This is a genomic window from Streptomyces crystallinus (assembly GCF_039521265.1).
Lineage (GTDB): Bacteria > Actinomycetota > Actinomycetes > Streptomycetales > Streptomycetaceae > Streptomyces > Streptomyces crystallinus.
Window position 1 is genome coordinate 91567 of record NZ_BAAACA010000011.1, and the last position, 25492, is coordinate 117058.

Below are 25492 nucleotides of genomic sequence, written 5' to 3' on the forward strand. Positions count from 1 at the left end.
AGTCGTCTCCGGGAGTCGAGTCCTCTACGGGAGTCGTACGGAAGACGGGGGCGCTCAGCAGCGCCCCCGTCTCATGTCCTGGATCATCTCCTCCAGGGCCGTCAGCTGCCGGCGCAGGTCCGCCGACTGGACGGGGTCGCCGCGCACCAGCTCCTCCTCGATCGCCGCCAGCAGCCGGGCGATCTCGGCGAGCTGTTTCTGCTCGCGGGCCAGCAGCCGCTCCAACTGGCGGTTCTTGCGGTGCAGCTCCAAAAAGACAGTGACCTTGGCCCGCAGCACCCAGGGGTCGAACGGCTTGGTGAGGAAGTCCGCCGCGCCCGTGGCGTATCCCCGGAACGCGTAGTCGCTGTCGCCCTCCGCGCCGGTCAAGAAGATGATCGGCACGTTCTTGGTCTGGTCGAGCCGCTTGATGTTGCTCGCGGTCTCGAAGCCGTCCATGCCCGGCATCCGTACGTCGAGCAGCACCACCGCGAACGTCTGCCGCAGCAGAGCCTTCATCGCCTCCTCGCCCGAACGCGCCCGTACCAGCGGCTCGTTGAGCGAGCCGAGGACCGCCTCCAGCGCGATCAGGTTGTCCTCCATGTCGTCGACGAGGAGGATGCTCGCCCGGTCGCCGGGCGGTGCCGCTGTGCTCATCGTGCCGCCTTACGTGGTCGGCGGAGCGGTGGCGGGCTCCCCGCCGCCACGCGACTGCTCCGGTACGGACGCGCCCGGGCCCGGGGGCCCGGCGGCCCCGCCCTCCGGGTCGAGCAGGGCGCAGACGACGGTGAGCAGCCGGTCCACGTCGACGGGCTTGGGCACGTACTCGTTGGCGCCCTGGGCGATGGACTTCTCGCGGTCGCCGGGCATCGCCTTGGCGGTGAGGGCGACGATGGGCAGCTCCGCCCACAGGGGGCTGCGGCGGATGGCCTCGATCGTCTCGTAGCCGTCCATCTCGGGCATCATGATGTCCATCAGGACCAGTTCGACGTCCGGGTTGCGCTCCAGGGTCTCGATGCCCTCGCGGCCGTTCTCCGCGTAGAGCACCGGCATGCCGACCCGGCCGAGCACATGGGTGAGCGCGAAGACGTTGCGGATGTCGTCGTCGACGATCAGCACCCGCCGGCCCGGCAGCACCTGGCCCGCCCGGCCTTCCTTCCACTGGTCCAGCCTGGTGGTGGTCGGCCAGGCGTCGTCCTGTTCGGGCAGCAGCACATGCTCGGCGGCGACCGGGTGCGCGGGGTCGGCGGTGAGCTCCGGGGGCTGTTCCGGCTCGGCCCCCGTGTGGCCGGGGTAGCGCACCGGCACGTACAGGGTGAAGGTGGAGCCGCGGCCGGGCTCGCTCTCGGCGACGATCCGGCCGCCGAGCAGGCCCGCGATCTCACGGCTGATGGACAGGCCGAGGCCGGTGCCGCCGTACTTGCGGTTGGTCGTGCCGTCGGCCTGCTGGAACGCCTCGAAGATCACCGGGAGCTTCTCCGGCGCGATGCCGATGCCGGTGTCGCTGACCGCGAAGGCGATCAGGTCGTCCGCGCCCGGCACCGCCTCCTGCGGCTCCCTGGTCCGGTTGACGCGGAGCTCGACGCGGCCCGAGGAGGTGAACTTGATCGCGTTGGAGAGCAGATTGCGCAGGATCTGCTGGAGCCGCTGCTCGTCCGAGAACATCTCGCGCGGCACGTCCTCGCCCACCGCGACCTCGAAGGCCAGGCCCCGGTCGAGGGTGATGGGGCGGAAGGTGGCGTGGACGTAGTCGAGGACCTTGATGAGCGGCAGCTTCTTGGGCCGTACGTCCATCCGGCCGGCCTCGATCTTCGACAGGTCCAGGATGTCGTTGATCAGCTGGAGCAGGTCGGAGCCGGAGCGGTGGATCGTGGTGGCGAACTGGACCTCCTGGTCGGAGAGGTGCTCGTCCGGGTTGTCGGAGAGCAGCCGGGCCAGGATGAGCAGCGAGTTGAGCGGGGTGCGCAGCTCGTGCGACATGTTCGCCAGGAACTCCGACTTGTACTGGGAGCTGGTCGCCAGCAGCGCGGCCTTCTCCTCCAGCTCGGCGTTGGAGCGCTGGAGCTCGGCCTGCTGGCGCTGGAGCTCGTCGGAGCGCTCCTGGAGCTGGACGGCGAGCCGCTGGGACTCGCTGAGCAGCGATTCCGTACGGGAGTTGGCGATGATGGTGTTGATCGCCACGCCGATGGTGTTCACGAACTGGTCGAAGAAGGCCAGGTGGACGTCGGAGAAGCGGGAGAAGGAGGCCAGTTCGATCACGCCGAGGAGCTTGTCCTCGAAGAGGATCGGGATGATCACGACACTGGCCGGGGAGGCCTCGCCCAGCCCGGAGTTGATCTTGATGTAGTCCGGCGGTGCCTCCTCCAGCAGGATCCGCTTCTTCTCCAGGGCGGCCTGGCGCACCAGACCGTGGCCCGGCATCCCGGTGGTGTCCACGGTCGCGCCCTGGGCCGAGCCGTATCCGGCGATGAAGGCGAGCCCCTTGGTCGTCGACGTCGTACGCGACGGGGTGCCCTCGTTGCCGGGGTCGGCCAGGAAGAACGCGCCGTACTGGGCGTTCACCAGCGGGGTCAGCTCGCGCAGGATCAGGTCGGCGACCTCCATCAGGTCGCGGTGGCCCTGCATCAGGCCCGCGAGCCGGGCCAGGTTCGACTCCAGCCAGTCCTTGGCGCGGGTCGTCTCGCGCAGGTTGGACACCATCAGGTTGATGTTGTCCTTCAGCTCGGAGACCTCGCCCCGGGTCTCCACGGTGATCGAGCGGGACATGTCGCCCTGGGCCACCGCCGAGGCGACCTCGGCGATCGCGCGGACCTGGGTGGTGAGGTTGAGGGCGAGCTCGTTGACGTTGGTGGTCAGCCGCTTCCAGGTGCCGTACACGCCCTCGACCCGGGCCTGGCCGCCCAGCTGGCCCTCCGAGCCGACCTCGCGGGCGACCCGGGTGACCTCGGAAGAGAACGAGGAGAGCGTGTCCACCATGGTGTTGATGGTGGTCTTCAGCTCCAGGATCTCGCCGCGCGCGTCCACGTCGATCTTCTTGGAGAGGTCGCCCTGGGCCACCGCCGTCGCCACCTGGGCGATGTTGCGTACCTGGGAGGTGAGGTTGTCCGCCATGTAGTTGACGTTGTCGGTGAGGTCCTTCCAGACCCCGGAGACGCCCAGGACCTGGGCGCGGCCGCCGAGCCGGCCGTCGGTGCCGACCTCGCGGGCCACCCGGGTCACCTCGTCCGCGAACGCCCGCAGCTGCTCCACCATCGTGTTGACGGTGTCCTTGAGCTCCAGGATCTCGCCGCGCGCGTCGACGGTGATCTTCTTGGAGAGGTCGCCGTTGGCGACGGCCGTGGTCACCTGGGCGATGTTGCGCACCTGGGAGGTGAGGTTGGACGCCATGAAGTTGACGTTGTCCGTGAGGTCCTTCCAGACCCCGGAGACCCCGCGCACCTGCGCCTGACCGCCGAGGTTGCCCTCGGTGCCGACCTCGCGGGCGACCCTCGTCACCTCGTCGGCGAAGGCGGAGAGCTGGTCGACCATGGTGTTGATGGTCGACTTCAGCTCCAGGATCTCGCCCTTCGCCTCGACCGTGATCTTCTTGCCGAGGTCGCCCTGGGCCACCGCCGTCGAGACGAGCGCGATGTTGCGCACCTGGGAGGTGAGGTTGTCCGCCATGAAGTTGACGTTCTCGGTGAGGTCCTTCCAGACCCCGGAGACCCCGCGGACCTGGGCGCGCCCGCCGAGGTTGCCCTCGGTGCCGACCTCGCGGGCGACCCTCGTCACCTCGTCGGCGAAGGCGGAGAGCTGGTCGACCATGGTGTTGATGGTCGACTTCAGCTCCAGGATCTCGCCCTGGGCGTCCACGGTGATCTTCTGGCTGAGGTCGCCATTGGCGACGGCCGTGGTCACCTGGGCGATGTTGCGTACCTGGGAGGTGAGGTTGGAGGCCATGAAGTTGACGTTGTCGGTGAGGTCCTTCCAGACCCCCGACACACCCCGCACCTGGGCCCGCCCGCCCAGCTGACCCTCGGTGCCGACCTCGCGGGCGACCCGGGTGACCTCGTCGGCGAAGGCGGAGAGCTGGTCGACCATCGTGTTGACGGTGAGCTTCAGCTCCAGCAGCTCGCCGGTCGCCTCGACCGTCACCGTACGGGTCAGATCGCCGCGGGCCACCGCCGTCGTCACCGCGGCGATGTCGCGGACCTGCGCGGTCAGCCGGGAGGCCATGGTGTTGACGGCCTCGGTCACGTCCCGCCAACTGCCGCTCAGGCGCTGCACCTTGGCGCGCCCGCCCAGCCGCCCCTCGGTGCCGACCTCGCGGGCGACCCTCGTCACCTCGCCGGTGAACAGGGAGAGCTGGTCCACCATCTTGTTGACGGCCCGGCCCAGCCGGCGCAGATCGCCGCGCAACTGCCGGTTCCCGTCGTGCAGATCGACCCGCTGGGTCAGATCGCCGCCCGCCACCGCGTCCAGCACCCGCGTGGCGTTCGCCGCCGGTACGACCAGGGCGTCGATCAGGGTGTTCGCGCTGTCCACCCCGGCCGTCCAGGCGCCCTGCCCGGGGCTCGCGGCGAGCCGTTCGTCCAGCCGCCCGTGCCGGACCACCTCGCGGCGCACCCGTTGCAGCTCGTCGGTGAAGTGCTGGTTGCGCACCGCCACTTGGTTGAAGATCGCCGACAGTTCGGCGGGTATCCCCTCGTGGGTCTCCTGGAGCCGGACGCCGAAGTCACCGTCCCGCAGCGCGGTCAGCGCGGCCAGCAGCGGACGCAACTCCAGTGCCCGGATCCACTCCCCGCCCCCGGGCGGCACGGCACTGTCTCTGTTCATCTCGGCCCACTTCAGTGACTCGGCGCTTATGCGCACGCTCAGTCTGTCACTCTGTCGGTGTCATGAGGTGCGCAATGTGAGAACCGATCAGGAGCCGCACCGTGGGGTCCATTCCAACGCAGCGGGAGACCGGGAACCGCCCGCTCCATCCGGCGCCCTCCCCCGACGCGACGGAGCGCGGCGCCGCCTGCGCCGCCCGAACCAGCCTGCCCGGCAACCCGCTCGCGCCGTCCGCCGCGCGCCGCTTCGTACGGGCCGCGCTCGCCGACTGGACCGGCCAGGGGGCGCCCGGCGCCGAGCGGCTCGACGACCGGGCCGCCGACGACGCCGCGATACTCGTCAACGAGCTGGTCACCAACGCCGTGGTGCACGCCGGCACCACCGTCGAGCTGGTCTGTTGCCTGGAGCCGCCCGCCGGGGACGAGCCGGGCGCGGTGGTGGTCGAGGTCTCCGACCACCACCCCTCCCGGGTCGTACGCAACGAGCCGCGCGGGGTGCGCGAGCCGGGCGCACCGGAGCACGGGCGGGGGCTGCATCTGGTGGCCGCGCTCGCGGAGTGCTGGGGGATCACCTACCGCACCGGCCTCAAGACCGTCTGGGCGCGGCTCCTGCTCGACGCGGACGAGGCCGCCCGCCGCGAGGCGGACCCCGGCTCCGACGAGCGGCTCCAGCGCGGGCTGCGCGCCGCCGGGCTGCTGGCCGCCCCGCCGCGCGGCGCCCCGGGGCAGGACCGCGACTGGGTGAACCGGGGCGCCCTCTCCTTCCTCGCCGAGGCCTCCGACCTGCTGGCGGGCCAGTTCGACGAGGACATGATCGCGGCGCTCGCCGGACAGCTGCTGGTGCCCCGGCTCTGCGACTGGTGCGCCATCTGGCTCGACCCGGAGGCCGGCGGCCCGGTCGGCGAGCCCCGGCTCGCCCGGGTGTGGCACGCCCGCGAGTCCGGCATCGAGGAGCTGCGGGCGGTTCTGGAGAAGGAGCCGCCCCGGCTGCCGGAGTCGGCGCGCGGCGGGCCCGTCCCGATGCCGTGGCCGGGGCCGCGCGAGGACGAGGACGGGGCGGCGCTGGCGTACCGGATGGTGGCGGGCGGCCGGGCCGTCGGCGTGCTCATGCTGGGGCGGGCCGGGACGGCGCGCATCCCCGACGAGGTCACCGGCCTGGTCGAGGACTTCGTGCGCCGGGTGGCGCTGGCGATCGGCGCCGCGCGCCAGTACACCCGCCAGGTCACCATCAGCCGGGTCCTCCAGCGCGGGCTGCTGCCCGCCGGTGTGGCGGAGATCCCCGGCGTCGACAGCGCGCTGGTCTACCAGCCCAGCGGCGAGGGCGTGGCGGGCGGCGACTTCTACGACCTGTTCCCCGGCGCCGACGGCCGCTGGTGCTTCGCCCTCGGCGACGTCCAGGGCAGCGGCCCCGAGGCGGCGGTCGTCACCGGCCTGGTCCGGCCCTGGCTGCGGCTGCTCGCCCGCGAGGGGTACGCGGTGCACGACGTGCTCGACCGCCTCAACAAGCTGCTCGTCGACGACGGTGTGGAGGCGGCCGAGGCGGCCGCGCGGATGGTCGCGGCGGCGGGCGGCCGCGAGGTGGCCGAGGGCCCGCAGGCGCGTTTCCTCTCCCTGCTGTACGGGGAGCTGGTGCCGGTGCCGGCCGAGCGCGGCGGCGGCGTGGTGTGCACCCTGGCCAGCGCCGGACACCCGCTGCCGCTGCTGCTGCGGCCCGAGGGGTCGGTCCGGGCGGCGGCGGTGCCGCAGGTGCTGATCGGCGTGGTGGAGGGGGCGGCGTACGAGAGCGAGAGCTTCCGGCTGATGCCCGGGGACACCCTGCTGTGCGTCACGGACGGGGTCACCGAGCGCCGCTCCGGCCGCCGGATGTTCGACGACGGCGACGGGCTCGCGGAGGTGCTCGCGGGGTGCGTGGGGATGACGGCGACGGGGGTCGCGGAGAGCGTCAAGCGCGCGGTGTACGCGTTCGGCACGACGCCCCCGGAGGACGACCTGGCGCTGCTGGTGCTCCAGGCCCGCTGAGCCTGTCCTCGCTCCCCGTCCGCCCCCGACGCCGGACGGGCTCCGAGGGCGTGCCCGGGTACCGCCCGGGGTGGCGGACAATGGGGCCATGCCTTCCGTACTGCCCGATGGTGAGCCCATGCCCGAGGACGGGGCGCTGCCCGGTTCCGCCCTGGAGGGCGCGGGGGAGCGGCCGCTCGGCTTCTACCTGCACGTTCCCTACTGCGCCACGCGCTGCGGGTACTGCGACTTCAACACCTACACCGCCACCGAGCTGCGCGGCTCCGGCGGCGTCCTGGCCTCCCGGGACAACTACGCGGCCACGGTGACCGACGAGATCCGCCTGGCCCGCAAGGTCCTGGGCGACGACCCCCGCCCGGTCCGCACGGTCTTCGTCGGCGGCGGCACGCCCACCCTCCTGCCCGCCGCCGACCTGGTCCGGATGCTCTCGGCCGTACGCGAGGAGTTCGGTCTCGCGGACGACGCCGAGGTGACCACGGAGGCGAACCCGGAGTCGGTGGACCGGGCGTATCTGGAGGAGCTGCGCGCCGGGGGCTTCAACCGGGTCTCCTTCGGCATGCAGAGCGCCAAGCAGCACGTGCTGAAGATCCTCGACCGTACGCACACGCCGGGCCGGCCCGAGGCGTGCGTCGCCGAGGCGCGGGCGGCGGGCTTCGACCACGTCAACCTCGACCTGATCTACGGCACGCCCGGGGAGACGGACGACGACTGGCGCGAGTCGCTGGCGGCGGCGGTCGGGGCCGGTCCCGACCACATCTCCGCCTATGCCCTGATCGTCGAGGAGGGCACCCAGCTGGCGCGCCGGATCCGCCGGGGCGAGGTCCCGATGACCGACGACGACGTCCACGCGGACCGCTATCTGATCGCGGACTCGGTGCTGGCGGAGGCGGGCTTCCACTGGTACGAGGTGTCCAACTGGGCCACCACGGAGGCGGGGCGCTGCCTCCACAACGAGCTGTACTGGCGCGGGGCGGACTGGTGGGGCGCGGGTCCCGGGGCGCACAGCCATGTGGGGGGCGTGCGGTGGTGGAACGTGAAGCATCCGGGCGCGTATGCGGCGGCGCTGGCGGGTGGGGGTACGCCGGGGGCGGGGCGTGAGGTTCTGTCCGCCGGGGACCGCCGCGTGGAGCGGATCCTGCTGGAGCTGCGCCTCCGCGAGGGCTGCGAGCTGTCGCTGCTGCGTCCGGCGGGTCTCGCGGCGTCGCGCCGGGCCCTGTCGGACGGGCTCCTTGAGCCGGGTCCGTACGGGGCGGGGCGGGCGGTGCTGACGCTGCGGGGGAGGTTGTTGGCGGACGGGGTGGTGCGGGATCTGGTGGACTGACCTTTCCCGTCCCCTCCCCGCCCCTTCCCCAAAGCCCTCTGCCGGGCGGCCGGGGGCTCTGCCCCCAAACCCCGGGCCCGTGTTCGTCTGCGGGCCGCCGACGGCTGGTCGCGCAGTTCCCCGCGCCCCTAGGGGGTGCGGCTTGGGCGGCGGTGAGAGGTGCGGGGAACAGGGGCCGGAGGCCCCGTTCCTTCAGGGGCGCGGGGAACTGCGCGACCAGCCCACCACCGGGCCGCGGACGAACGCGAAGCGAACGGGGTCCGGGGGCGTAGCCCCCGGGAGGCCACCTTCACCCCCACCCACCCCCGGAGGGTTCAGGGAAGGGGCGGGGTGGGGGCTGTCACGAAGTCGATCAGTTCCTCCACCCGGCCCAGCAGCTCCGGCTCCAGGTCCCGGTAGGAGCGGACCCCCGACAGGATCCGCTGCCACGCAGCCCCCGTGTTCTCCGGCCACCCCAACGCCCGGCACACCCCCGTCTTCCAGTCCGTCCCGCGCGGCACCACCGGCCAGGAACCAATCCCCACGGAGCCCGGCTTCACCGCCTCCCACACGTCGATGTAGGGGTGCCCGGCCACCAGGACGTGCTCGCCCGTGACCGCCGCCGCGATGCGCGACTCCTTGGAGCCGGGGACCAGGTGGTCGACCAGGACGCCCAGGCGCGCGTCGGGGCCGGGCGCGAAGTCCGCGACGATCGCGGGGAGGTCGTCGATGCCGGAGAGGTACTCGACGACGACGCCCTCGATGCGCAGGTCGTCGCCCCAGACCTTCTCCACCAGCTCCGCGTCGTGGCGCCCCTCCACGTAGATGCGCCCCGCGCGCGCCACCCGCGCCCGCGCTCCCGGCACCGCCACGGAGCCCGAGGCCGTACGCGCCGGGCGCGCGGGCGCGGGCGCCGGCGGGCGTACCAGCGTGACCACCTTGCCCTCCAGCAGGAACCCGCGGGGATCCAGCGGGAACACCCGCTGTTTGCCGAAGCGGTCCTCCAGCGTCACCGTCCCCGCCTCACAGCGGAGCACCGCCCCGCAGAACCCCGTCGTCACCTCCTCGACGACCAGGTCGAGCTCGGCGGGCACCTCGGGGGCCGGGGTCCCCTTCTTCCAGGGCGGAGTCAGGTCCGGGCTGTAGCTGCGCATTCGGATGAGAATACGGGCGGGTGATGTGCCCATATGGCTGTACGGCGTTACGACACGCCGAATCGCGCCGCGAGCCGGTCCCGCTGCGCCCGGACGAACGCCGCGTCCACCACCGCCCCGTGCCCCGGCACGTACACCGCGTCCTCGCCGCCCAGTTCGAGCAGCCGGTCCAGGGCGGCGGGCCAGCGGGTGCGGACCGCGTCCGGGCCCGCCTGCGGCTCCCCGGACTCCTCGACCAGGTCGCCGCAGAAGACCACCTCGGGCGAGCCGGGCGAGGCGGGCACCAGCAGCGCCAGGTCGTGGCCGCTGTGGCCGGGGCCCACGTTCGCCAGCAGCACCTGCCGCCCGCCCAGCTCCAGCGTCCACTCGCCGCTCACGAAGTGCTGCGGGAGCACCAGCAGGTCCGCCGCCTCGGCCGCCCGCGCGGGCGGCACCCCCTGCTGGACCGCGTCCTCGCGCAGTTCGTCGCCGTCGAGGACCCGGTCGATGCCCACCGCCCCGTACACCTCGACTCCCGAGAACGCGGCCGTGCCGAGCACATGGTCGAAGTGCGGATGGCTGAGTGCGACATGCGTCACCCGGCGCCCCAGCAGCGCCTGCGCCTGGGCGCGCAGCTCGGCGCCCTCGCGCAGCGTCGACCCCGTGTCGTACAGCAGGACCGCGTCCTCGCCCGCGACCAGACCGGCCGTGGCGTCCCACCCCGGGAGCCGGCGGCGGCCCACGCCGTCGCCGAGGCGCTCCCAGCCGAACTCTTCCCATCTGACGTCCATGACGTGACGCTATCCCGGGCGGCCGGGGGCGGCGTTCGAGCGCGCCGCGAGCGTCACGGGCGGCCGCCCTTGCTAGGGGTGTACCGGTCGGCCGTACACTGGCCGGGGGATTGCTGGCACTCGAACGCACAGAGTGCCAGGCAGAGTGCCTAGGGACGACAGCAGGAGGTGTGCGCGGTGCTCAGCGAACGCAGACTCGAGGTCCTGCGCGCCATCGTCCAGGACTATGTCGGGACCGAGGAGCCGGTGGGCTCCAAGGCCCTGACCGAGCGGCATGCGCTGGGCGTCTCCCCGGCGACCGTGCGCAACGACATGGCCGTCCTGGAGGAGGAGGGCTTCATCGCCCAGCCGCACACCAGCGCCGGGCGCATCCCCACGGACAAGGGCTACCGGCTCTTCGTCGACCGGCTCGCGGGCGTCAAGCCGCTGTCGTCGCCGGAGCGGCGGGCCATCCAGAACTTCCTGGACGGCGCCGTCGACCTCGACGACGTGGTGGCGCGCACGGTCCGCCTTCTCGCCCAGCTCACCCGGCAGGTCGCCGTCGTGCAGTACCCGTCGCTGACACGGTCCACCGTGCGGCACGTGGAGCTGCTGTCGCTGGCCCCGGCCCGGCTGATGCTGGTGCTCATCACGGACACCGGGCGGGTCGAGCAGCGGCTCGTCGACTGCCCGGCGCCGTTCGGCGAGACCTCGCTGGCCGATCTGCGGGCCCGGCTCAACAGCCGGGTGGTGGGGCGCCGCTTCGCGGACGTCCCGCAGCTGGTGCAGGATCTGCCGGAGTCCTTCGAGCCGGAGGACCGAGGAACCGTTTCGACGGTGCTCTCCACCCTGCTCGAAACCCTGGTCGAGGAGACCGAGGAGCGGCTGATGATCGGCGGCACCGCCAATCTCACCCGCTTCGGGCACGACTTCCCCCTGACCATTCGGCCGGTGCTGGAGGCGCTTGAGGAGCAGGTCGTGCTCCTCAAGCTGCTCGGCGAGGCCAAGGAATCGGGCATGACCGTACGAATCGGGCATGAGAACGCCCATGAAGGGCTGAACTCCACGTCCGTCGTCTCGGTCGGCTACGGTTCGGGCGGCGAGGCCGTCGCCAAACTCGGCGTGGTCGGACCGACCCGCATGGATTACCCCGGAACGATGGGAGCGGTACGCGCAGTGGCACGTTACGTCGGACAGATCCTGGCGGAGTCGTAAGTGGCCACGGACTACTACGCCGTACTGGGCGTACGCCGCGACGCATCGCAGGACGAGATCAAGAAGGCGTTCCGGCGCCTCGCGCGTGAACTCCACCCGGATGTGAATCCGGACCCGAAGACGCAGGAGCGCTTCAAGGAGATCAACGCCGCCTACGAGGTCCTCTCGGACCCGCAGAAGAAGCAGGTCTACGACCTCGGCGGAGACCCCCTGTCCTCCTCCGGCGGCGGTGGCGCGGGCGGTTTCGGCGCGGGTGGCTTCGGGAACTTCTCGGACATCATGGACGCGTTCTTCGGCAACGCGGCGCAGCGCGGCCCGCGCTCGCGCACCCGCCGGGGCCAGGACGCCATGATCCGGCTGGAGATCGACCTCAACGAGGCGGCCTTCGGTACGACCAAGGAGATCCAGGTCGACACGGCGGTCGTCTGTACGACCTGCTCGGGCGAGGGCGCCGCACCCGGCACCTCGGCCCAGACGTGTGACATGTGCCGCGGCCGCGGTGAGGTCTCCCAGGTCACCCGGTCCTTCCTCGGCCAGGTCATGACCTCCCGGCCCTGCCCCCAGTGCCAGGGCTTCGGGACCGTCGTGCCCACCCCGTGCCCGGAGTGCGCCGGCGACGGCCGCATCCGCTCGCGCCGCACGCTCACGGTCAAGATCCCGGCCGGTGTCGACAACGGCACCCGGATCCAGCTCGCGGGCGAGGGCGAGGTCGGCCCCGGCGGCGGCCCCGCCGGCGACCTGTACGTGGAGATCCACGAGCTCAACCACGACGTCTTCCAGCGCCGTGGCGACGATCTGCACTGCACGGTGACGATCCCCATGACGGCGGCGTCGCTCGGCACGAAGGTGCCGCTCCAGACACTGGACGGCATGGAGGAGGTGGACATCCGCCCGGGCACGCAGTCGGGCCAGTCCATCCCGCTGCACGGGCGCGGCGTGACGCATCTGCGGGGCGGCGGGCGCGGCGACCTGATCGTCCACGTCGAGGTCACCACGCCGACCAAGCTCGACCCCCAGCAGGAGGACCTGCTGCGCCAGTTGGCCAAGCTGCGCGGCGAGGAGCGCCCGATGGGGCAGTTCCAGCCGGGGCAGCAGGGCTTGTTCTCCCGCCTGAAGGACGCGTTCAACGGTCGGTGACCGTTGTTCGGCCCGGCCTTTGTCTGCGGCTGAGTGGCTGGCTGAGCGCGCAGTTCCCCGCGCCCCTGACTACCTAGGGGCGCGGGGAACTGCGCGAGCAACCCAGCACGGGCCGCAGACGAAGACCGGGCCGGGGCGGCCGCAGGCCGAGGGGTCGCGGGCGCAGCCCGCGGTGGGGTGGGCGATTCGGCCCCACGCCGCACCCGTGACACGATGCGGGCATGGCTTTGACCGATCTCTGCCGGTATCCGATCGTGCAGGCTCCGATGGCCGGTGGCGTCTCCGCCCCCGGTCTGGCCGCCGCGGTCTGCGAGGCCGGCGGGCTCGGGTTCCTGGCCGCCGGGTACAAGACGGCCGACGGCATGTACCAGGAGATCAAGCAGCTGCGCGGGCTCACCGGGCGGCCGTTCGGGGTCAACCTGTTCATGCCGCAGCCCCCGCACACCGACCCGGCCGTCATCGAGGTCTACCGCAACCAGCTGGCGGGCGAGGCCACCTGGTACGGGACCCCGCTCGGCGACGCCGACTCCGGCGGCGACGACGGCTATGAGGCCAAGCTGGCGATCCTGCGCGAGGACCCGGTCGCGGCCGTCTCGTTCACCTTCGGCTGCCCCGAGCCCGAGGTGCTCGCCGCGTTCGCCGCCCTCGGCACGTACACCGTCGTCACCGTGACCACCCCCGACGAGGCGCTGGCCGCCGAGGCCGCCGGGGCCGACGCCGTCTGTGTGCAGGGGATAGAGGCCGGCGGGCACCAGTCGACGCACCGCGACGACCCGCAGGCCGACGGCTCCGGGATCGGGCTGCTCTCGCTGATCACCCAGATCCGCGAGAGCGTACGGCTGCCGCTCATCGCGACCGGCGGGCTGATGCGCGGCGCCCAGATCGCGGCGGTGCTCGCGGCCGGCGCGGACGCGGCGCAGCTCGGCACGGCGTTCCTGGCCTGCCCGGAGTCCGGCGCGCACGCGCTGCACAAGCAGGCGCTGACCAACCCCCTCTTCGTCCGCACCGAGTTGACCCGGGCGTTCTCCGGGCGCCCGGCCCGCGGCCTGGTCAACCGGTTCATGCGCGAGCACGGGCCGTACGCCCCGGCCGCCTACCCCCAGGTGCACCAGCTCACCGCCGGGCTGCGCCGGGCCGCCGCCGCGGCGGGCGACGCCCAGGGCATGGCGCTGTGGGCGGGGCAGGGGCACCGGCTGGCCCGCACACTGCCCGCCGGGCAGCTGGTGGAGGTCCTGGCGGGCGAACTGGACGCGGCGCGCGCCGCGTTGGCCGCAACGAGAAACCGAACCACATGAGGAGTACGTCATGACCGCCCCGGTCTTCGTCGTCGACCGCTTCCCCGCGTCCGGGCCGGGCGGCCGTTACGTCCTGGACGGACCCGAGGGCCGGCACGCCGTCTCGGTGAAGCGGCTGGCGCCCGGCGAGGACGTCGTCCTCACCGACGGGCACGGCACCTGGGCGGAGTGCGTGGTCCTGGACACCGAGGGCAAGGACCGCCTGGTCGTCCGGCTCGACTCGCTGCGGGAGGAGCCGCAGCCGCAGCCGCGCATCACCGTCGTCCAGGCGCTGCCCAAGGGCGACCGGGGCGAGGTCGCGGTCGAGACGATGACCGAGGTGGGCGTCGACGCCGTGGTGCCGTGGCAGGCCTCGCGCTGCATCACCCAGTGGAAGGGCGAGCGGGGCGCCAAGTCGCTGGCCAAGTGGCGCGCCACGGCCCGCGAGTCGGGCAAGCAGTCACGCCGGGTGCGGTTCCCGGAGGTACGGGACGCGATGACGACCAAGCAGGTTGTCGCGTTTTTGGCCACGGCTGATTTCGCCGCCGTGCTGCACGAGGGGCGCGACATCCCGAGCGAGCCGCTGGCCACCGCCGCCCTGCCCGACCAGGGGGAGGTCGTCCTGGTGGTGGGCCCCGAAGGGGGCGTCTCGCCCGAGGAGTTGGCGGCTTTCGAGGCGGCGGGCGCCAAGCCGTATCTGCTCGGCCCGAGCGTGCTGCGCACCTCCACGGCGGGCACGGCGGCGGCCGCGCTGCTGATGGGGCGCACCGGCCGCTGGTCGTGACACCACAGAACCGCTCGTGACGTCGTAAAGCCGTCTACCGCGTCCGGCGCGGTGGTGGGACGCTGGCGCGATGGGGGCAAGGAGATACGTAACGTTGCCGCTGCGCCATCGGCGCGCGCTCGCCGCGCTCGCTCTGGCCGGGGCGGCCGCCGTCACGGTCGCGGCCTGCGACCCGGTGGGCGGGATGAGCTCGGTCACCGTCTCGGTGACCACGGACAAGGTCGCGACCAGCAAGCTGGAGCACGACGGCTTCAAGGTGCGGTATCTGACCTGCACCGCCAAGATCGACGGCGGCTCGTCGACCCGTACCCCGTCGGCCGGTTCGACCCGTACGGTCGCCACGGTCGACTGCCGGGGGCGCACCGACGACAACAAGAAGATCAGCGTCACCGGCAAGGTGACGGAGGAGCGCGAGGACCGCTGTGTACGGGGCGATCTGACGGCGAAGGTCGCCGACCGGACGGTCTTCCACGCGAGCGTCCTGGGCGACTGCAACGCGCCGCCCCCCACCAAGAACACGCCCAGGCCGCCCGGAAAACCGGGCAGCCGTCCGACGGTGACGGTCACGGTGACCGTGACGGAGTCGTTCCGGGGCAAGTGACGGGGCGAACGACCGGACACAACACATGACGGGGCCGAAGACGAACCGGGGCAGGCTGGCCGGGGCGCGTGCGGTCCGGTGGGCAAACGTCAGTAGCATGCACCTAGCTGACTGATCCATTGTTCCCACCGTGACCGAGGAGCTCAGGACCGTGGCCGGAGAGCCGCAGGCGGACTGCCTGTTCTGCAAGATCGTCTCGGGGGACGTCCCGGCGACCGTCGTCCGGGAGACCGAGACCGTCGTCGCGTTCCGCGACATCAACCCCCAGGCGCCGACGCACATCCTCGTCATCCCGCGCGTCCACCACCCCGACGCGGCCTCGCTCGCCGCCGCCGAGCCGGCCGTCGCCGCCGACGTGCTGCGCGAGGCCGGGGAGATCGCCGCCGCCGAGAACGTCGACGGCAGCGGCTACCGGATCGTCTTCAACACCGGCAGCGGCGCCGGGCAGACCGTCTTCCACGCGCACGCCCACCTGCTGGGCGGCCGCGGTCTCCAGTGGCCGCCGGGATAGGGCGGGCAACCCCTCTTGTCCGTACGTGAACTGGTGGTGCTCGGCACCGCCAGCCAGGTCCCGACCCGGCACCGCAACCACAACGGCTATCTGCTGCGCTGGGACGGCGAGGGCATCCTCTTCGACCCCGGCGAGGGCACCCAGCGGCAGATGCTGCGGGCCGGGGTGGCCGCGCACGACATCGACCGGATCTGCGTGACGCACTTCCACGGCGACCACTCGCTGGGGCTCGCCGGGGTGATCCAGCGGATCAACCTCGACCGGGTGCCGCACCCGGTCACCGCGCACTACCCGGCGAGCGGGCAGCACTTCTTCGACCGCCTGCGGTACGCGACGGCCTACCGCGAGACGGTCGAGCTGGCGCAGACGCCGGTCGAGGGCGAGGGGGCGGTGCTGGCCGCGACCGACGCGTACACGCTCCAGGCGCGGCGGCTCTCGCACCCGGTCGAGTCGTACGGCTACCGGATCACCGAGCCGGACCGGCGCCGGATGCTGCCCGCGCTGCTCGCCGAGCACGGCATCGCGGGCCCCGACGTGGGCCGCCTCCAGCGCGAGGGCGCGCTCGGCGGGGTGACGCTCGACGACGTCAGCGAGACGCGGCGCGGCCAGCGGTTCGCGTTCATCATGGACACCCGGCTCTGCGAAGGCGTGCCGGCGCTCGCCGAGGGCTGCGACATGCTGGTCATCGAGTCGACGTTCCTGGACGAGGACGTGACGCTGGCGCAGGACCACGGGCATCTGACGGCGGGCCAGGCGGCCGGGGTGGCCCGGGACGCCGGGGTGCGCCATCTCGTGCTCACGCACTTCTCGCAGCGGTACGCGGACCCGGCGGAGTTCGAGCGGCAGGCGCGGCGCGCCGGGTTCGAGGGGGAGCTGACGATCGCGGCGGATCTGACGCGGGTGCCGCTGCCGAGACGTACGCCGTAGTCCTTTTTTTCGCATCACGAACCTTCGCCGTTTCCCCCGGCCCCTTCAGAAAGCACTGCCATGCCCCTCCCCAAGGCCGAACTCCACCTTCACATCGAAGGCACGCTCGAGCCCGAGCTGGCCTTCGAGCTGGCCGCGCGCAACGGTGTGCGGCTGCCGTACGCGGACACCGAGGAGCTGCGCAAGGCGTACCTCTTCGACGACCTGCAGTCCTTCCTCGACCTGTACTACTCGCTGATGGCGGTGCTGCGTACGGAGGAGGACTTCGAGGCGCTGGCGGAGGCGTATCTGGCGCGGGCCGCGGCGCAGGGGGTGCGGCACGCGGAGATCTTCTTCGACCCGCAGGCGCATACGGCACGGGGTGTGCCGATCGGGACGGTGGTGGAGGGCCTCGGGCGCGCCCTGGACCGCGCCGAGTCGCGCCACGGCGTCACGACGCGGCTGATCCTGTGCTTCCTGCGCGACAAGTCGGCCGAGTCGGCGCTGGAGACGCTGGAGGCGGCACGGCCGCATCTGCACCGGATCGTGGGCGTCGGCCTCGACTCGGCGGAGGTGGGGCATCCGCCGGCGAAGTTCCGCGAGGTGTACGCGATGGCGGACTCGCTGGGGCTGCGGAAGGTGGCGCACGCGGGGGAGGAGGGGCCGCCGTCGTACATCACCGAGGCGCTGGACGTCCTGGGGGTGGAGCGGGTGGACCACGGGCTGCGGGCGCTGGAGGATCCGGAGCTGGTGGCCCGGCTGGTCCGCGACCGCGTCCCGCTGACCCTGTGCCCCCTGTCGAACGTCCGGCTCCGTGCCGTGTCCTCGCTTTCGGCGCATCCGCTGCGGCGGATGATGGAGGCGGGGCTGATGTGCACGGTGAACTCCGACGATCCGGCGTACTTCGGGGGGTACGCGGGGGACAACTTCGACGCGGTCGGGGCGGCGTTGTCGCTGTCTTCGGAGGAGCTGCGGGGGTTGGCCCGGAACTCGTTCCTGGCGGCGTTCCTGGGGGAGGGGGAACGGGGGCGGTACCTGGCGGAGGTGGCCGCGTACGAGTTCCCCACCCCGCCCGTTTCCTGAAGCCCTCTGGCGGGCGGCCGGGGGCTCCGCCCCGGGGCCCGGTCTTTGTCTGCGGGTGAGTGGCGGGCCGCTCGCGCAGTTCCCCGCGCCCCTGTTTGTGCCCGGTCTTTGTCTGCGGGTGAGTGGCGGGCCGCTCGCGCAGTTCCTCGCGCCCCTGGGCAGTTCGTCGGCTGCGGGCCGGTGGCCGCCTCTCGCGCAGTTCCCCGCGCCCCTAGGTGGCTAGGGGCGCGGGGAACTGCGCGATCAGCCACAGACGGCCCGCGGACGAAGGCTCGTCACACCGAGAGGCTGAACTCGCCGCCTGTGGGGGTCGGCAGGGGCTGAGGGGTGAGTGGGGGGACCGGGGGGCGGCGGGACGCCAGGGTTGTCAGAGGCGCGGCCAGAAGCAGCAGCGCCGCCCCCAGCACCACCCCCATCCCCCCGTACCCCGCCCCGGAAGACAGCACGCTCCCCGTCAGCGGACCGCAGGCCACCCCCAGGGACGACGCCGAGCCCGCCAGGACCGCCCAGCGGCCGCGCGGGTCCAGGGACGCCGCCAGGGCGATCAAGTACGAGAGCACCACCGGGTAGCAGACGTTCCACAGGATCTCGCCCGTGGCGAAGGACGCCAGGCCCCGCGCCGACGAGCTCAGCACCACACACCCGGCGATCACCACCGTGCCCAGCCCGATCGGCACCGCCCGCCCCAGCCGCGCGCCCAGCGCCCCCGCCGCCGTCACCCCGAGCAGCCCCGCCAGCAGCGCCACCGCGAACACCGCGCCCACCGTGACCTCGGTCAGGCCAGCCTGGGTCAGGCCGATGCGGCCGCTCACGCCCCACAGCGCGTTCTGCGCCAGCGACCAGCAGAGCATCCCGCCCGCCAGCACCGAGCCCGCCCGCCGGTGCGGCAGGGGGGTGGAGAGCGGGCCCGTGGCACGGGACGGGCCCGGGCCCGGCAGACGGGTCGTCGCGGGCCACACCAGCCCGGCCACCAGCGCGATCGCCGCGAACGGCAGCCCGTGACCGCCCCCGAGACGCGGGATCGTCAGATACAGCGCCCCGGCCGTCGCCGAGACGGACAGCAGCCCGAACGTGGTCAGCCGGTGCGGGTCCCGCCGCGCGGCCATCCCCGACGCCGCCACCGCCGTGGCCGTACCGGACCCGAAGCCCCCGACCACCGCCCCCGCCACCACCAGCGGCAGGAGAGTGGTCAGCGCGGCCGACCCGTAACCGGCCAGGGCCAGCAGCAGGCCCAGGCGGGCGAGGCGCCGCTCGCCGTACCGCTCCACCCGCGCCGCCAGCGTGAAGCCCGCCGCCGCCGAGCTCAACAGCAGGGTGGAGCCGATGAGTCCGGCCTGGGTGGGCGCCAGGCCGAGGCCTGACGAGAGGCGGCCCACGACGGTCGGGAGGAGATACGCGGCCAGATAGCCGGCCGTGAAGACGGCGACCAGAGGCCAGGCGGCACGAGGGCGTGCGGACATGGGCGTTCCAGGGAGCGGTGCCCGAGCGGGCAGAAGGTGCGGGGGAGGTACAAAGAGGGGGGATGCGCCCGGTGTTGTCACGGAAGTGCCTCGTACGGGAACGCGGCCCAATTTGTATCAAGCCGTCCCGAGCCGACGAAAGACAGTCGTTTGTGATCTGAGTCACCAATTGTTTGGGGGTGGGGTGGGTGGGTAGCTGCCGACCTTTGGTCGGCCTGGGCTCTGCTCGCCGCGCTCTTCCCCTCCCTTGACCCCCTCTTGTTCACATATCTAGGCTGCGTTCCCATGGATGCACTGGCTGCCGCTGCCGCGATCGTCGACGTCCGGCTCACCCCCGTCCTCATCTCCGACCCGCCGCTCCTCAACGTCCAGGGCGTGCACCAGCCGTACACCCCGCGCCTGGTCGTCGAAGTCGTCACCGACAGCGGGGTCACCGGCGTCGGCGAGACCTATGGCGACACCACGTACCTTGAGCTGGCCCGGCCGTACGCCGACGTGCTCCTCGCCGCCCGGCACGAGCTCTCCGACCTCAATGGGCTGTTCACCCTCATGAACGAGCTGCCCGTGAATCAGGCCCGCGTCGACCACTCCGTCGACGTGGGCGGGCTGCGCGGAGTGCAGAGCGCCGACAAGCTGCGGCTCTCCGTCGTCTCCGCCTTCGAGGTCGCCTGCCTCGACGCGCTCGGCAAGACGCTCGGCGTGCCGGTCCACAGGCTCCTCGGGGGCAAGGTCCGCGACAGCGTGGAGTACAGCGCGTACCTCTTCTACCGGTGGGCCGAACACCCGGGCGGGGCGGGCGAGAAGGACGACTGGGGGGCGGCCCTCGACCCCGCCGGGATCGTGGCGCAGGCCCGCCGGTTCGTCAGCGAGTACGGGTTCGGCTCCTTCAAGCTGAAGGGCGGCGTCTTCCCGCCCGAGCAGGAGGTCGCCGCGGTCCGGGCGCTCGCCGAGGCCTTCCCGGGGCGTCCGCTGCGGCTCGACCCGAACGGCGGCTGGAGCGCGGCCACTTCGCTGCGGGTGGCGGCCGAGCTCGCGGACGTACTGGAGTACCTGGAGGACCCGGCGTCCGGCACGCGCGCGATGGCGGAGGTCGCGGCGGGCACCTCGGTCCCGCTCGCCACCAACATGTGCGTGACCACGTTCCCGGAGATCCGCGAGGCGTTCCTCAGCGGTGCCGTGCAGGTCGTCCTCAGTGACCACCACTACTGGGGCGGGCTGCGCAACACCCGGGACCTCGCCGCGATCTGCCGGACCTTCGGGGTGGGCCTGTCCATGCACTCCAACACCCATATGGGCATCAGCCTCGCCGCGATGACCCAGGTCGCCGCGACCGTCCCCAACCTCGACTACGCGTGCGACAGCCACTACCCGTGGCAGAGCGAGGACGTCGTCGTCGACCGGCACGTCTTCCGGGACGGGCGGCTCGCCGTCCCGGACGCCCCCGGGCTCGGCGTCACCCTCGACCGGGACGCGCTCGACCGCCTCCACCGGCGCTGGCTGGCCGACGACGGCACCTTCCGCGACCGCGACGACGCCGCCGCGATGCGGCTGGCGCCGGGCCACGAGCAGTGGCGTACGCCGGCCCTGCCGCGCTGGTAGGAGCGGTCACCCGCCGCTCACCGGACCTCCGGGCGCGGCTCCCCGGCGCGGTGGATCGGGCACACTGGCCCCATCCGTACGCGAACGGGGAGCTCGCCGTGACCACATCCAGCAGAGAGCAGCAGGACCGCGCCGACCAGTGGGGCCACACCGCGGGCGTCGACCCGCTGGACAAGGTGCGCCGGCCCCGCGACCCGGAGTGCGACGTCTTCCTGACCGGCACGGTCTTCCTCGACATCATCTTCACCGGCCTCGACTCCGCGCCCGTACGCGGTACGGAGTCCTGGGCGCGCGGCATGGGGTCCAGCCCCGGCGGGGTCGCCAACATGGCCATCGCGCTGGCCCGCCTCGGGCTGCACACCTCGCTGGCGGCCGCCTTCGGGGACGACCACTACGGCGAGTACTGCTGGGACGCCCTGGAGCAGGGCGAGGGCATCGACCTCTCGCTGTCGCGGACCGTGCCCGGCTGGCACTCGCCGGTCACCGTCTCCATGGCGTACGAGGGCGAGCGGACCATGGTGTCGCACGGCCACGAGGCGCCGCCGGAGGAGTCCGCGCCCGCCGTGCCGCCACGCGCGCGTGCCGCGATCGCCTCGCTGGTGCCCGGCCGCACCGAGGAGTGGATCGCGGACGCCGCCCGGCACGGCGCGCGGATCTTCGCCGACGTCGGCTGGGACGACACCGGGCACTGGGACCTGGCCGGGCTGACCGGTCTGGAGCACTGCGAGGCGTTCCTGCCCAACGCGGGCGAGGCGATGCGCTACACCCGCACCGACTGCCCGCGCGCGGCCGCCCGCGCGCTGGCCGAGAAGGTTCCGGTCGCGGTGGTCACGCTGGGCGCGGAGGGCGCGTACGCGGTGGACGGCTCGACCGGGGAGACCGCCGAGGTGCCCGCGATCGCGGTGGAGGCGCTCGACCCGACCGGGGCGGGGGACGTGTTCGTGGCCGGGTTCGTCACCGGGACGCTGGCGGGGTGGCCGCTGGCGGACCGGCTCGCCTTCGCGGGCCTGACGGCGGCGCTCTCGGTGCAGGAGTTCGGGGGGTCGCTCTCGGCGCCGGGGTGGGCGGAGATCGCGGCGTGGTGGCAGGCCGTGCGCACGCGGTCGGGGCAGGACCCGGCGGCCCTGCGCCGCTACGAGTTCCTGGAGCCCCTGCTCCCGGGCGCGGCCCGGCCGTGGCCCCTGCGCCGCGCGGTCCCCACGATCGGCTTCCGCCGCCCGGCGTAGGTCTTCGCCCGCGGCCCGGTGGGTGACTGGTCGCGCAGTTCCCCGCGCCCCTGGTGTGCCCGGGCTTCGTCTGCGGGCCGGTGGCCTCTTCCCGCGCAGTTCCCCGCGCCCCTTCAATGCGCCCCTTCGGGGCGATCCCTCAAGGCGCTCCTGGCGGTCCGGAGCAGGCACAACCCCCTAGGGGCGCGGGGAACTGCGCGAGCAACCCACCACCGGTCCGCAGACGAACCCCTGGCGCAAAAGGGGCGCGGGGAACTGCGCGACCAGCCATGCACGGGCCGCAGGCGCGAGACGGCACCGGGCACCACGGGCGCTTCCCCGTGAAAACCTCTCGGCGCTGTCAGCGCCAGGTCGTACGCTGGGTATCCAGAGGTTGTCGAGCAGCGAGAACCCTGCAACGGGAGGTATGTGCAGGCCACAGAGCCGGCCCATGACTCAGACACCCACACAGGCGCAGACGAGTGCCCAGATCAAGGTCCCTGCCAAGCACCCGATGGTGATGCTGCTCGGATCCGGTGACTCGCTGCTGCGCGTGATCGAGAAGGCCTTCCCGGCGGCCGACATCCATGTCCGGGGCAATGAGATCAGTGCCACGGGGACCCCGGCGGAAGTCGCGCTCATCCAAAGCCTGTTCGACCAGATGATGCTGGTGCTCCGCACCGGTCAGCCGATGACGGAGGACGCAGTGGAACGCTCGATCGCCATGCTCCGGGCGAGCGAGAACGGCAGAGCGGAGGACGGCCACGAGACCCCGGCCGACGTGCTGACCCAGAACATCCTCTCCAGCCGTGGTCGCACGATCCGCCCCAAGACCCTCAACCAGAAGCGGTACGTCGACGCGATCGACAAGCACACGATCGTCTTCGGCATCGGCCCCGCCGGTACCGGAAAGACCTATCTCGCCATGGCCAAGGCGGTCCAGGCCCTGCAGTCCAAGCAGGTCACCCGGATCATCCTGACCCGGCCCGCCGTGGAGGCGGGCGAGCGCCTCGGCTTCCTGCCGGGCACGCTCTACGAGAAGATCGACCCGTATCTGCGCCCGCTCTACGACGCGCTGCACGACATGCTGGACCCGGACTCGATCCCCCGGCTGATGGCGGCGGGCACGATCGAGGTCGCGCCCCTGGCGTACATGCGCGGCCGTACGCTCAACGACGCGTTCATCATCCTGGACGAGGCGCAGAACACCAGCGCCGAGCAGATGAAGATGTTCCTCACCCGCCTCGGCTTCGACTCGAAGATCGTCATCACGGGTGACATCACCCAGGTCGACCTGCCGAACGGCACGAAGAGCGGACTGCGCCAGGTCCAGGAGATCCTGGAAGGTGTCGAGGACGTCCACTTCTCCCGGCTCTCGTCCCAGGACGTCGTCCGGCACAAGCTCGTCGGCCGTATCGTCGACGCGTACGAGAAGTACGACAGCCAGCAGGACCGCAACGGGAAGTAGTCAGAGCGCACCATGTCGATCGACGTCAACAACGAGTCCGGAACCGAGGTCGACGAGCAGGCGATCCTCGACATCGCCCGCTACGCCCTCACGCGGATGCGGATCCACCCGCTCTCCGAGCTGTCGGTGATCGTCGTGGACGCCGAGGCCATGGAGCAGCTGCACATCCAGTGGATGGACCTGCCCGGCCCGACCGATGTCATGTCCTTCCCGATGGACGAGCTGCGTCCGCCGATGAAGGACGACGAGGAGCCCCCGCAGGGGCTCCTCGGTGACATCGTGCTGTGCCCCGAGGTCGCCACCAAGCAGGGCGAGGACGCGCCGACGCGGCACTCGATGGACGAGGAGCTCCAGCTCCTGACCGTCCACGGAGTGCTGCACCTGCTGGGGTACGACCACGAGGAGCCGGACGAGAAGGCCGAGATGTTCGGCCTCCAGGCGGCCATCGTGGACGGCTGGCGGGCGGAGAAGGGCCTCACCGGCCCCTCCCCGGCGCCGACCGTCTCATGACCGGGCAGCTGCTCTTCGGCGCCGTCGCCCTGGTCGTGGTCGCCTGGCTGGCCGCCTGCGCGGAGGCCGGCATCGCGCGTACCTCCTCGTTCCGCGCGGCCGAGGCCGAGCGGTCGGGGCGGCGCGGCGCGGCCAAGCTCGCCCAGGTGGCCGCCGACCCGACCCGCTATCTCAACGTGGCCCTGCTGGTCCGGGTCGCCTGCGAGATGGCGGCCGGGGTGCTGGTCACCTATGTGTGCCTGGAGGACTTCGAGCAGACCTGGACGGCGCTGCTCGTCGCCATCGCGGTGATGGTGCTCGTGTCGTACGTGGCCGTCGGCGTCTCGCCGCGCACCATCGGCCGCCAGCACCCGCTGAACACGGCGACGGCCGCCGCGTACGTCCTGCTGCCGCTGGCCCGGATCATGGGCCCGGTCCCGCAGCTCCTCATCCTCCTCGGCAACGCGCTCACGCCCGGAAAGGGCTTCCGCAAGGGCCCGTTCGCCTCCGAGGCCGAGCTGCGCGCGATGGTCGACCTCGCCGAGCAGGAGTCGCTGATCGAGGACGAGGAGCGCCGGATGGTGCACTCGGTCTTCGAGCTCGGCGACACGCTGGTGCGCGAGGTGATGGTGCCGCGCACCGACCTCGTCTGCATCGAGCGCTTCAAGACCATCCGCCAGGCGCTCACCCTCGCGCTGCGCTCCGGCTTCTCCCGGATCCCGGTGACCGGTGAGAACGAGGACGACATCGTCGGCATCGTGTATCTGAAGGACCTGGTCCGCAAGACGCACATCAACCGCGACTCCGAGGCCGACCTGGTCTCCACCGCGATGCGCCCCGCCGCGTTCGTCCCCGACACCAAGAACGCCGGCGACCTGCTGCGCGAGATGCAGCAGGACCGCAGCCACGTCGCGGTCGTCATCGACGAGTACGGCGGCACGGCCGGGATCGTCACCATCGAAGACATCCTGGAGGAGATCGTCGGGGAGATCACCGACGAGTACGACCGGGAGCTGCCGCCGGTCGAGGAGCTGGCGGACGGCTGCTTCCGGGTCACCGCCCGGCTCGACATCACCGATCTGGGCGAGCTGTTCGGGCTCGACGAGTTCGACGACGAGGACGTGGAGACGGTCGGCGGACTGCTCGCCAAGGCGCTCGGCCGGGTGCCGATCGCGGGCGCCACGGCCGTGGTCGACCTGCCCGACGGGCGGGCGCTGCGGCTCACCGCCGAGTCCCCGGCGGGCCGCCGGAACAAGATCGTGACCGTGCTCGTGGAGCCGGTGGCCGTCAAGGAGGAGGAAGAGGCGTGACCCCTCAGGAGCTCAGGGCGTTCTGTCTGGCGTTCAACGCCGCGACCGAGGAGTTCCCGTTCGACTCGGGGACCTCCGTCTTCAAGGTCCTCGGGAAGATGTTCGCGCTGAGCAACCTGGGGGGAACCCCGCTCACGGCCAACCTCAAGTGCGACCCGGACGAGGCGGTGCGGCTGCGCGCCGCGTACCCGGCGATCGTGCCGGGGTGGCACATGAACAAGCGGCACTGGAACACGGTGGACGTGGGGCAGCTCCCGGACCGGATGGTCCGGGAGCTGATCGAGGATTCGTACGACTTGGTCGTGGCGGGTCTTCCCAGGGCCGAGCGGCTTCGGCTGGACCGGGGCTGACGTTCCCGGCGGGATCTTCGGCTGCGGGTCGTGGCCGGTTGCTCGCGCAGTTCCCCGCGCAGTTCCCCGCGCCCCTGAAGGGGCG

Annotated in this window: 21 protein-coding genes; 16 read left to right on the plus strand and 5 right to left on the minus strand. The window is 72.3% G+C overall.

The annotated features are described in order from the left end of the window. Nucleotides 1-54: 54 nt before the first annotated feature. Together ABD236_RS09780 and ABD236_RS09785 are read right to left on the minus strand one after the other, a co-directional pair. Complete coding sequence (locus tag ABD236_RS09780; RefSeq protein WP_344072481.1) at nucleotides 55-636, minus strand: response regulator; 582 nt, start codon at nucleotides 634-636, stop codon at nucleotides 55-57. 9 nt (nucleotides 637-645) lie between these two features. Next, nucleotides 646-4794, minus strand: a complete 4149-nt coding sequence (locus tag ABD236_RS09785; RefSeq protein WP_344072483.1) for a HAMP domain-containing protein — start codon at nucleotides 4792-4794, stop codon at nucleotides 646-648. A 101-nt stretch (nucleotides 4795-4895) separates the two neighbouring features. On the opposite strand from ABD236_RS09785, the gene ABD236_RS09790 reads away from it, so the two are divergent. Together ABD236_RS09790 and hemW are read left to right on the plus strand one after the other, a co-directional pair. After that, nucleotides 4896-6812, plus strand: coding sequence for a SpoIIE family protein phosphatase (locus ABD236_RS09790; RefSeq protein ID WP_344072485.1), 1917 nt, complete (start codon nucleotides 4896-4898; stop codon nucleotides 6810-6812). Between the two features lie 88 nt (nucleotides 6813-6900). Then, on the plus strand, nucleotides 6901-8133 hold the full coding sequence (gene hemW, locus ABD236_RS09795) for a radical SAM family heme chaperone HemW (protein WP_344072487.1): 1233 nt from the start codon (nucleotides 6901-6903) through the stop codon (nucleotides 8131-8133). Nucleotides 8134-8447: 314 nt separating this feature from the next. Here the strand turns inward: hemW and ABD236_RS09800 are convergent, their stop codons facing one another. Together ABD236_RS09800 and ABD236_RS09805 are read right to left on the minus strand one after the other, a co-directional pair. Further along, on the minus strand, nucleotides 8448-9266 hold the full coding sequence (locus ABD236_RS09800) for a DUF3097 domain-containing protein (RefSeq protein WP_344072489.1): 819 nt from the start codon (nucleotides 9264-9266) through the stop codon (nucleotides 8448-8450). Between the two features lie 47 nt (nucleotides 9267-9313). After that, nucleotides 9314-10036, minus strand: a complete 723-nt coding sequence (locus tag ABD236_RS09805) for an MBL fold metallo-hydrolase (RefSeq protein ID WP_344072491.1) — start codon at nucleotides 10034-10036, stop codon at nucleotides 9314-9316. Between the two features lie 177 nt (nucleotides 10037-10213). On the opposite strand from ABD236_RS09805, the gene hrcA reads away from it, so the two are divergent. The 8 genes from hrcA to ABD236_RS09845 all read left to right on the plus strand — a co-directional run bounded on the left by hrcA (nucleotide 10214) and on the right by ABD236_RS09845 (nucleotide 17526). Next, nucleotides 10214-11230 carry a heat-inducible transcriptional repressor HrcA gene (gene hrcA, locus ABD236_RS09810; protein ID WP_190092499.1) on the plus strand — a complete coding sequence of 339 codons (1017 nt, stop codon included), beginning with the start codon at nucleotides 10214-10216 and terminating at the stop codon, nucleotides 11228-11230. Next, nucleotides 11231-12367, plus strand: coding sequence for a molecular chaperone DnaJ (dnaJ, locus tag ABD236_RS09815; RefSeq protein ID WP_344072494.1), 1137 nt, complete (start codon nucleotides 11231-11233; stop codon nucleotides 12365-12367). Between the two features lie 221 nt (nucleotides 12368-12588). Continuing rightward, the gene (locus tag ABD236_RS09820) at nucleotides 12589-13662 is read left to right on the plus strand and encodes a nitronate monooxygenase (RefSeq protein ID WP_344072496.1); all 1074 of its coding nucleotides are present in this window, start codon (nucleotides 12589-12591) and stop codon (nucleotides 13660-13662) included. 10 nt (nucleotides 13663-13672) lie between these two features. After that, nucleotides 13673-14425, plus strand: coding sequence for a 16S rRNA (uracil(1498)-N(3))-methyltransferase (locus ABD236_RS09825; RefSeq protein ID WP_344072498.1), 753 nt, complete (start codon nucleotides 13673-13675; stop codon nucleotides 14423-14425). 94 nt (nucleotides 14426-14519) lie between these two features. Continuing rightward, nucleotides 14520-15026, plus strand: coding sequence for a hypothetical protein (locus tag ABD236_RS09830; RefSeq protein WP_344072500.1), 507 nt, complete (start codon nucleotides 14520-14522; stop codon nucleotides 15024-15026). 151 nt (nucleotides 15027-15177) lie between these two features. Next, the gene (locus ABD236_RS09835; protein ID WP_344072572.1) at nucleotides 15178-15537 is read left to right on the plus strand and encodes a histidine triad nucleotide-binding protein; all 360 of its coding nucleotides are present in this window, start codon (nucleotides 15178-15180) and stop codon (nucleotides 15535-15537) included. A gap of 15 nt (nucleotides 15538-15552) precedes the next feature. Further along, nucleotides 15553-16464, plus strand: a complete 912-nt coding sequence (locus ABD236_RS09840; RefSeq protein ID WP_344072502.1) for a ribonuclease Z — start codon at nucleotides 15553-15555, stop codon at nucleotides 16462-16464. A gap of 60 nt (nucleotides 16465-16524) precedes the next feature. Further along, nucleotides 16525-17526 carry an adenosine deaminase gene (locus ABD236_RS09845; protein ID WP_344072504.1) on the plus strand — a complete coding sequence of 334 codons (1002 nt, stop codon included), beginning with the start codon at nucleotides 16525-16527 and terminating at the stop codon, nucleotides 17524-17526. Nucleotides 17527-17801: 275 nt separating this feature from the next. Here ABD236_RS09845 and ABD236_RS09850 read toward each other — a convergent pair whose 3' ends face one another. After that, nucleotides 17802-18986 (minus strand): MFS transporter, encoded by a 1185-nt coding sequence (locus ABD236_RS09850; protein WP_344072506.1) that lies wholly within the window; start codon nucleotides 18984-18986, stop codon nucleotides 17802-17804. A gap of 285 nt (nucleotides 18987-19271) precedes the next feature. On the opposite strand from ABD236_RS09850, the gene ABD236_RS09855 reads away from it, so the two are divergent. The 6 genes from ABD236_RS09855 (at nucleotide 19272) to ABD236_RS09880 (ending at nucleotide 25407) form a co-directional block, all read left to right on the plus strand. Then, nucleotides 19272-20585 (plus strand): glucarate dehydratase family protein, encoded by a 1314-nt coding sequence (locus ABD236_RS09855; RefSeq protein WP_344072508.1) that lies wholly within the window; start codon nucleotides 19272-19274, stop codon nucleotides 20583-20585. A 98-nt stretch (nucleotides 20586-20683) separates the two neighbouring features. Next, on the plus strand, nucleotides 20684-21811 hold the full coding sequence (locus ABD236_RS09860) for a carbohydrate kinase family protein (protein ID WP_344072510.1): 1128 nt from the start codon (nucleotides 20684-20686) through the stop codon (nucleotides 21809-21811). 430 nt (nucleotides 21812-22241) lie between these two features. After that, nucleotides 22242-23258 carry a PhoH family protein gene (locus ABD236_RS09865; protein WP_344072512.1) on the plus strand — a complete coding sequence of 339 codons (1017 nt, stop codon included), beginning with the start codon at nucleotides 22242-22244 and terminating at the stop codon, nucleotides 23256-23258. Between the two features lie 12 nt (nucleotides 23259-23270). After that, nucleotides 23271-23768 (plus strand): rRNA maturation RNase YbeY, encoded by a 498-nt coding sequence (ybeY, locus tag ABD236_RS09870; RefSeq protein ID WP_344072514.1) that lies wholly within the window; start codon nucleotides 23271-23273, stop codon nucleotides 23766-23768. After that, nucleotides 23765-25057 carry a hemolysin family protein gene (locus tag ABD236_RS09875; RefSeq protein WP_344072516.1) on the plus strand — a complete coding sequence of 431 codons (1293 nt, stop codon included), beginning with the start codon at nucleotides 23765-23767 and terminating at the stop codon, nucleotides 25055-25057. The genes ybeY and ABD236_RS09875 overlap by 4 nt, the downstream gene beginning before the upstream one ends. After that, complete coding sequence (locus ABD236_RS09880; protein ID WP_344072519.1) at nucleotides 25054-25407, plus strand: MmcQ/YjbR family DNA-binding protein; 354 nt, start codon at nucleotides 25054-25056, stop codon at nucleotides 25405-25407. The genes ABD236_RS09875 and ABD236_RS09880 overlap by 4 nt, the downstream gene beginning before the upstream one ends. Nucleotides 25408-25492 lie beyond the last annotated feature (85 nt).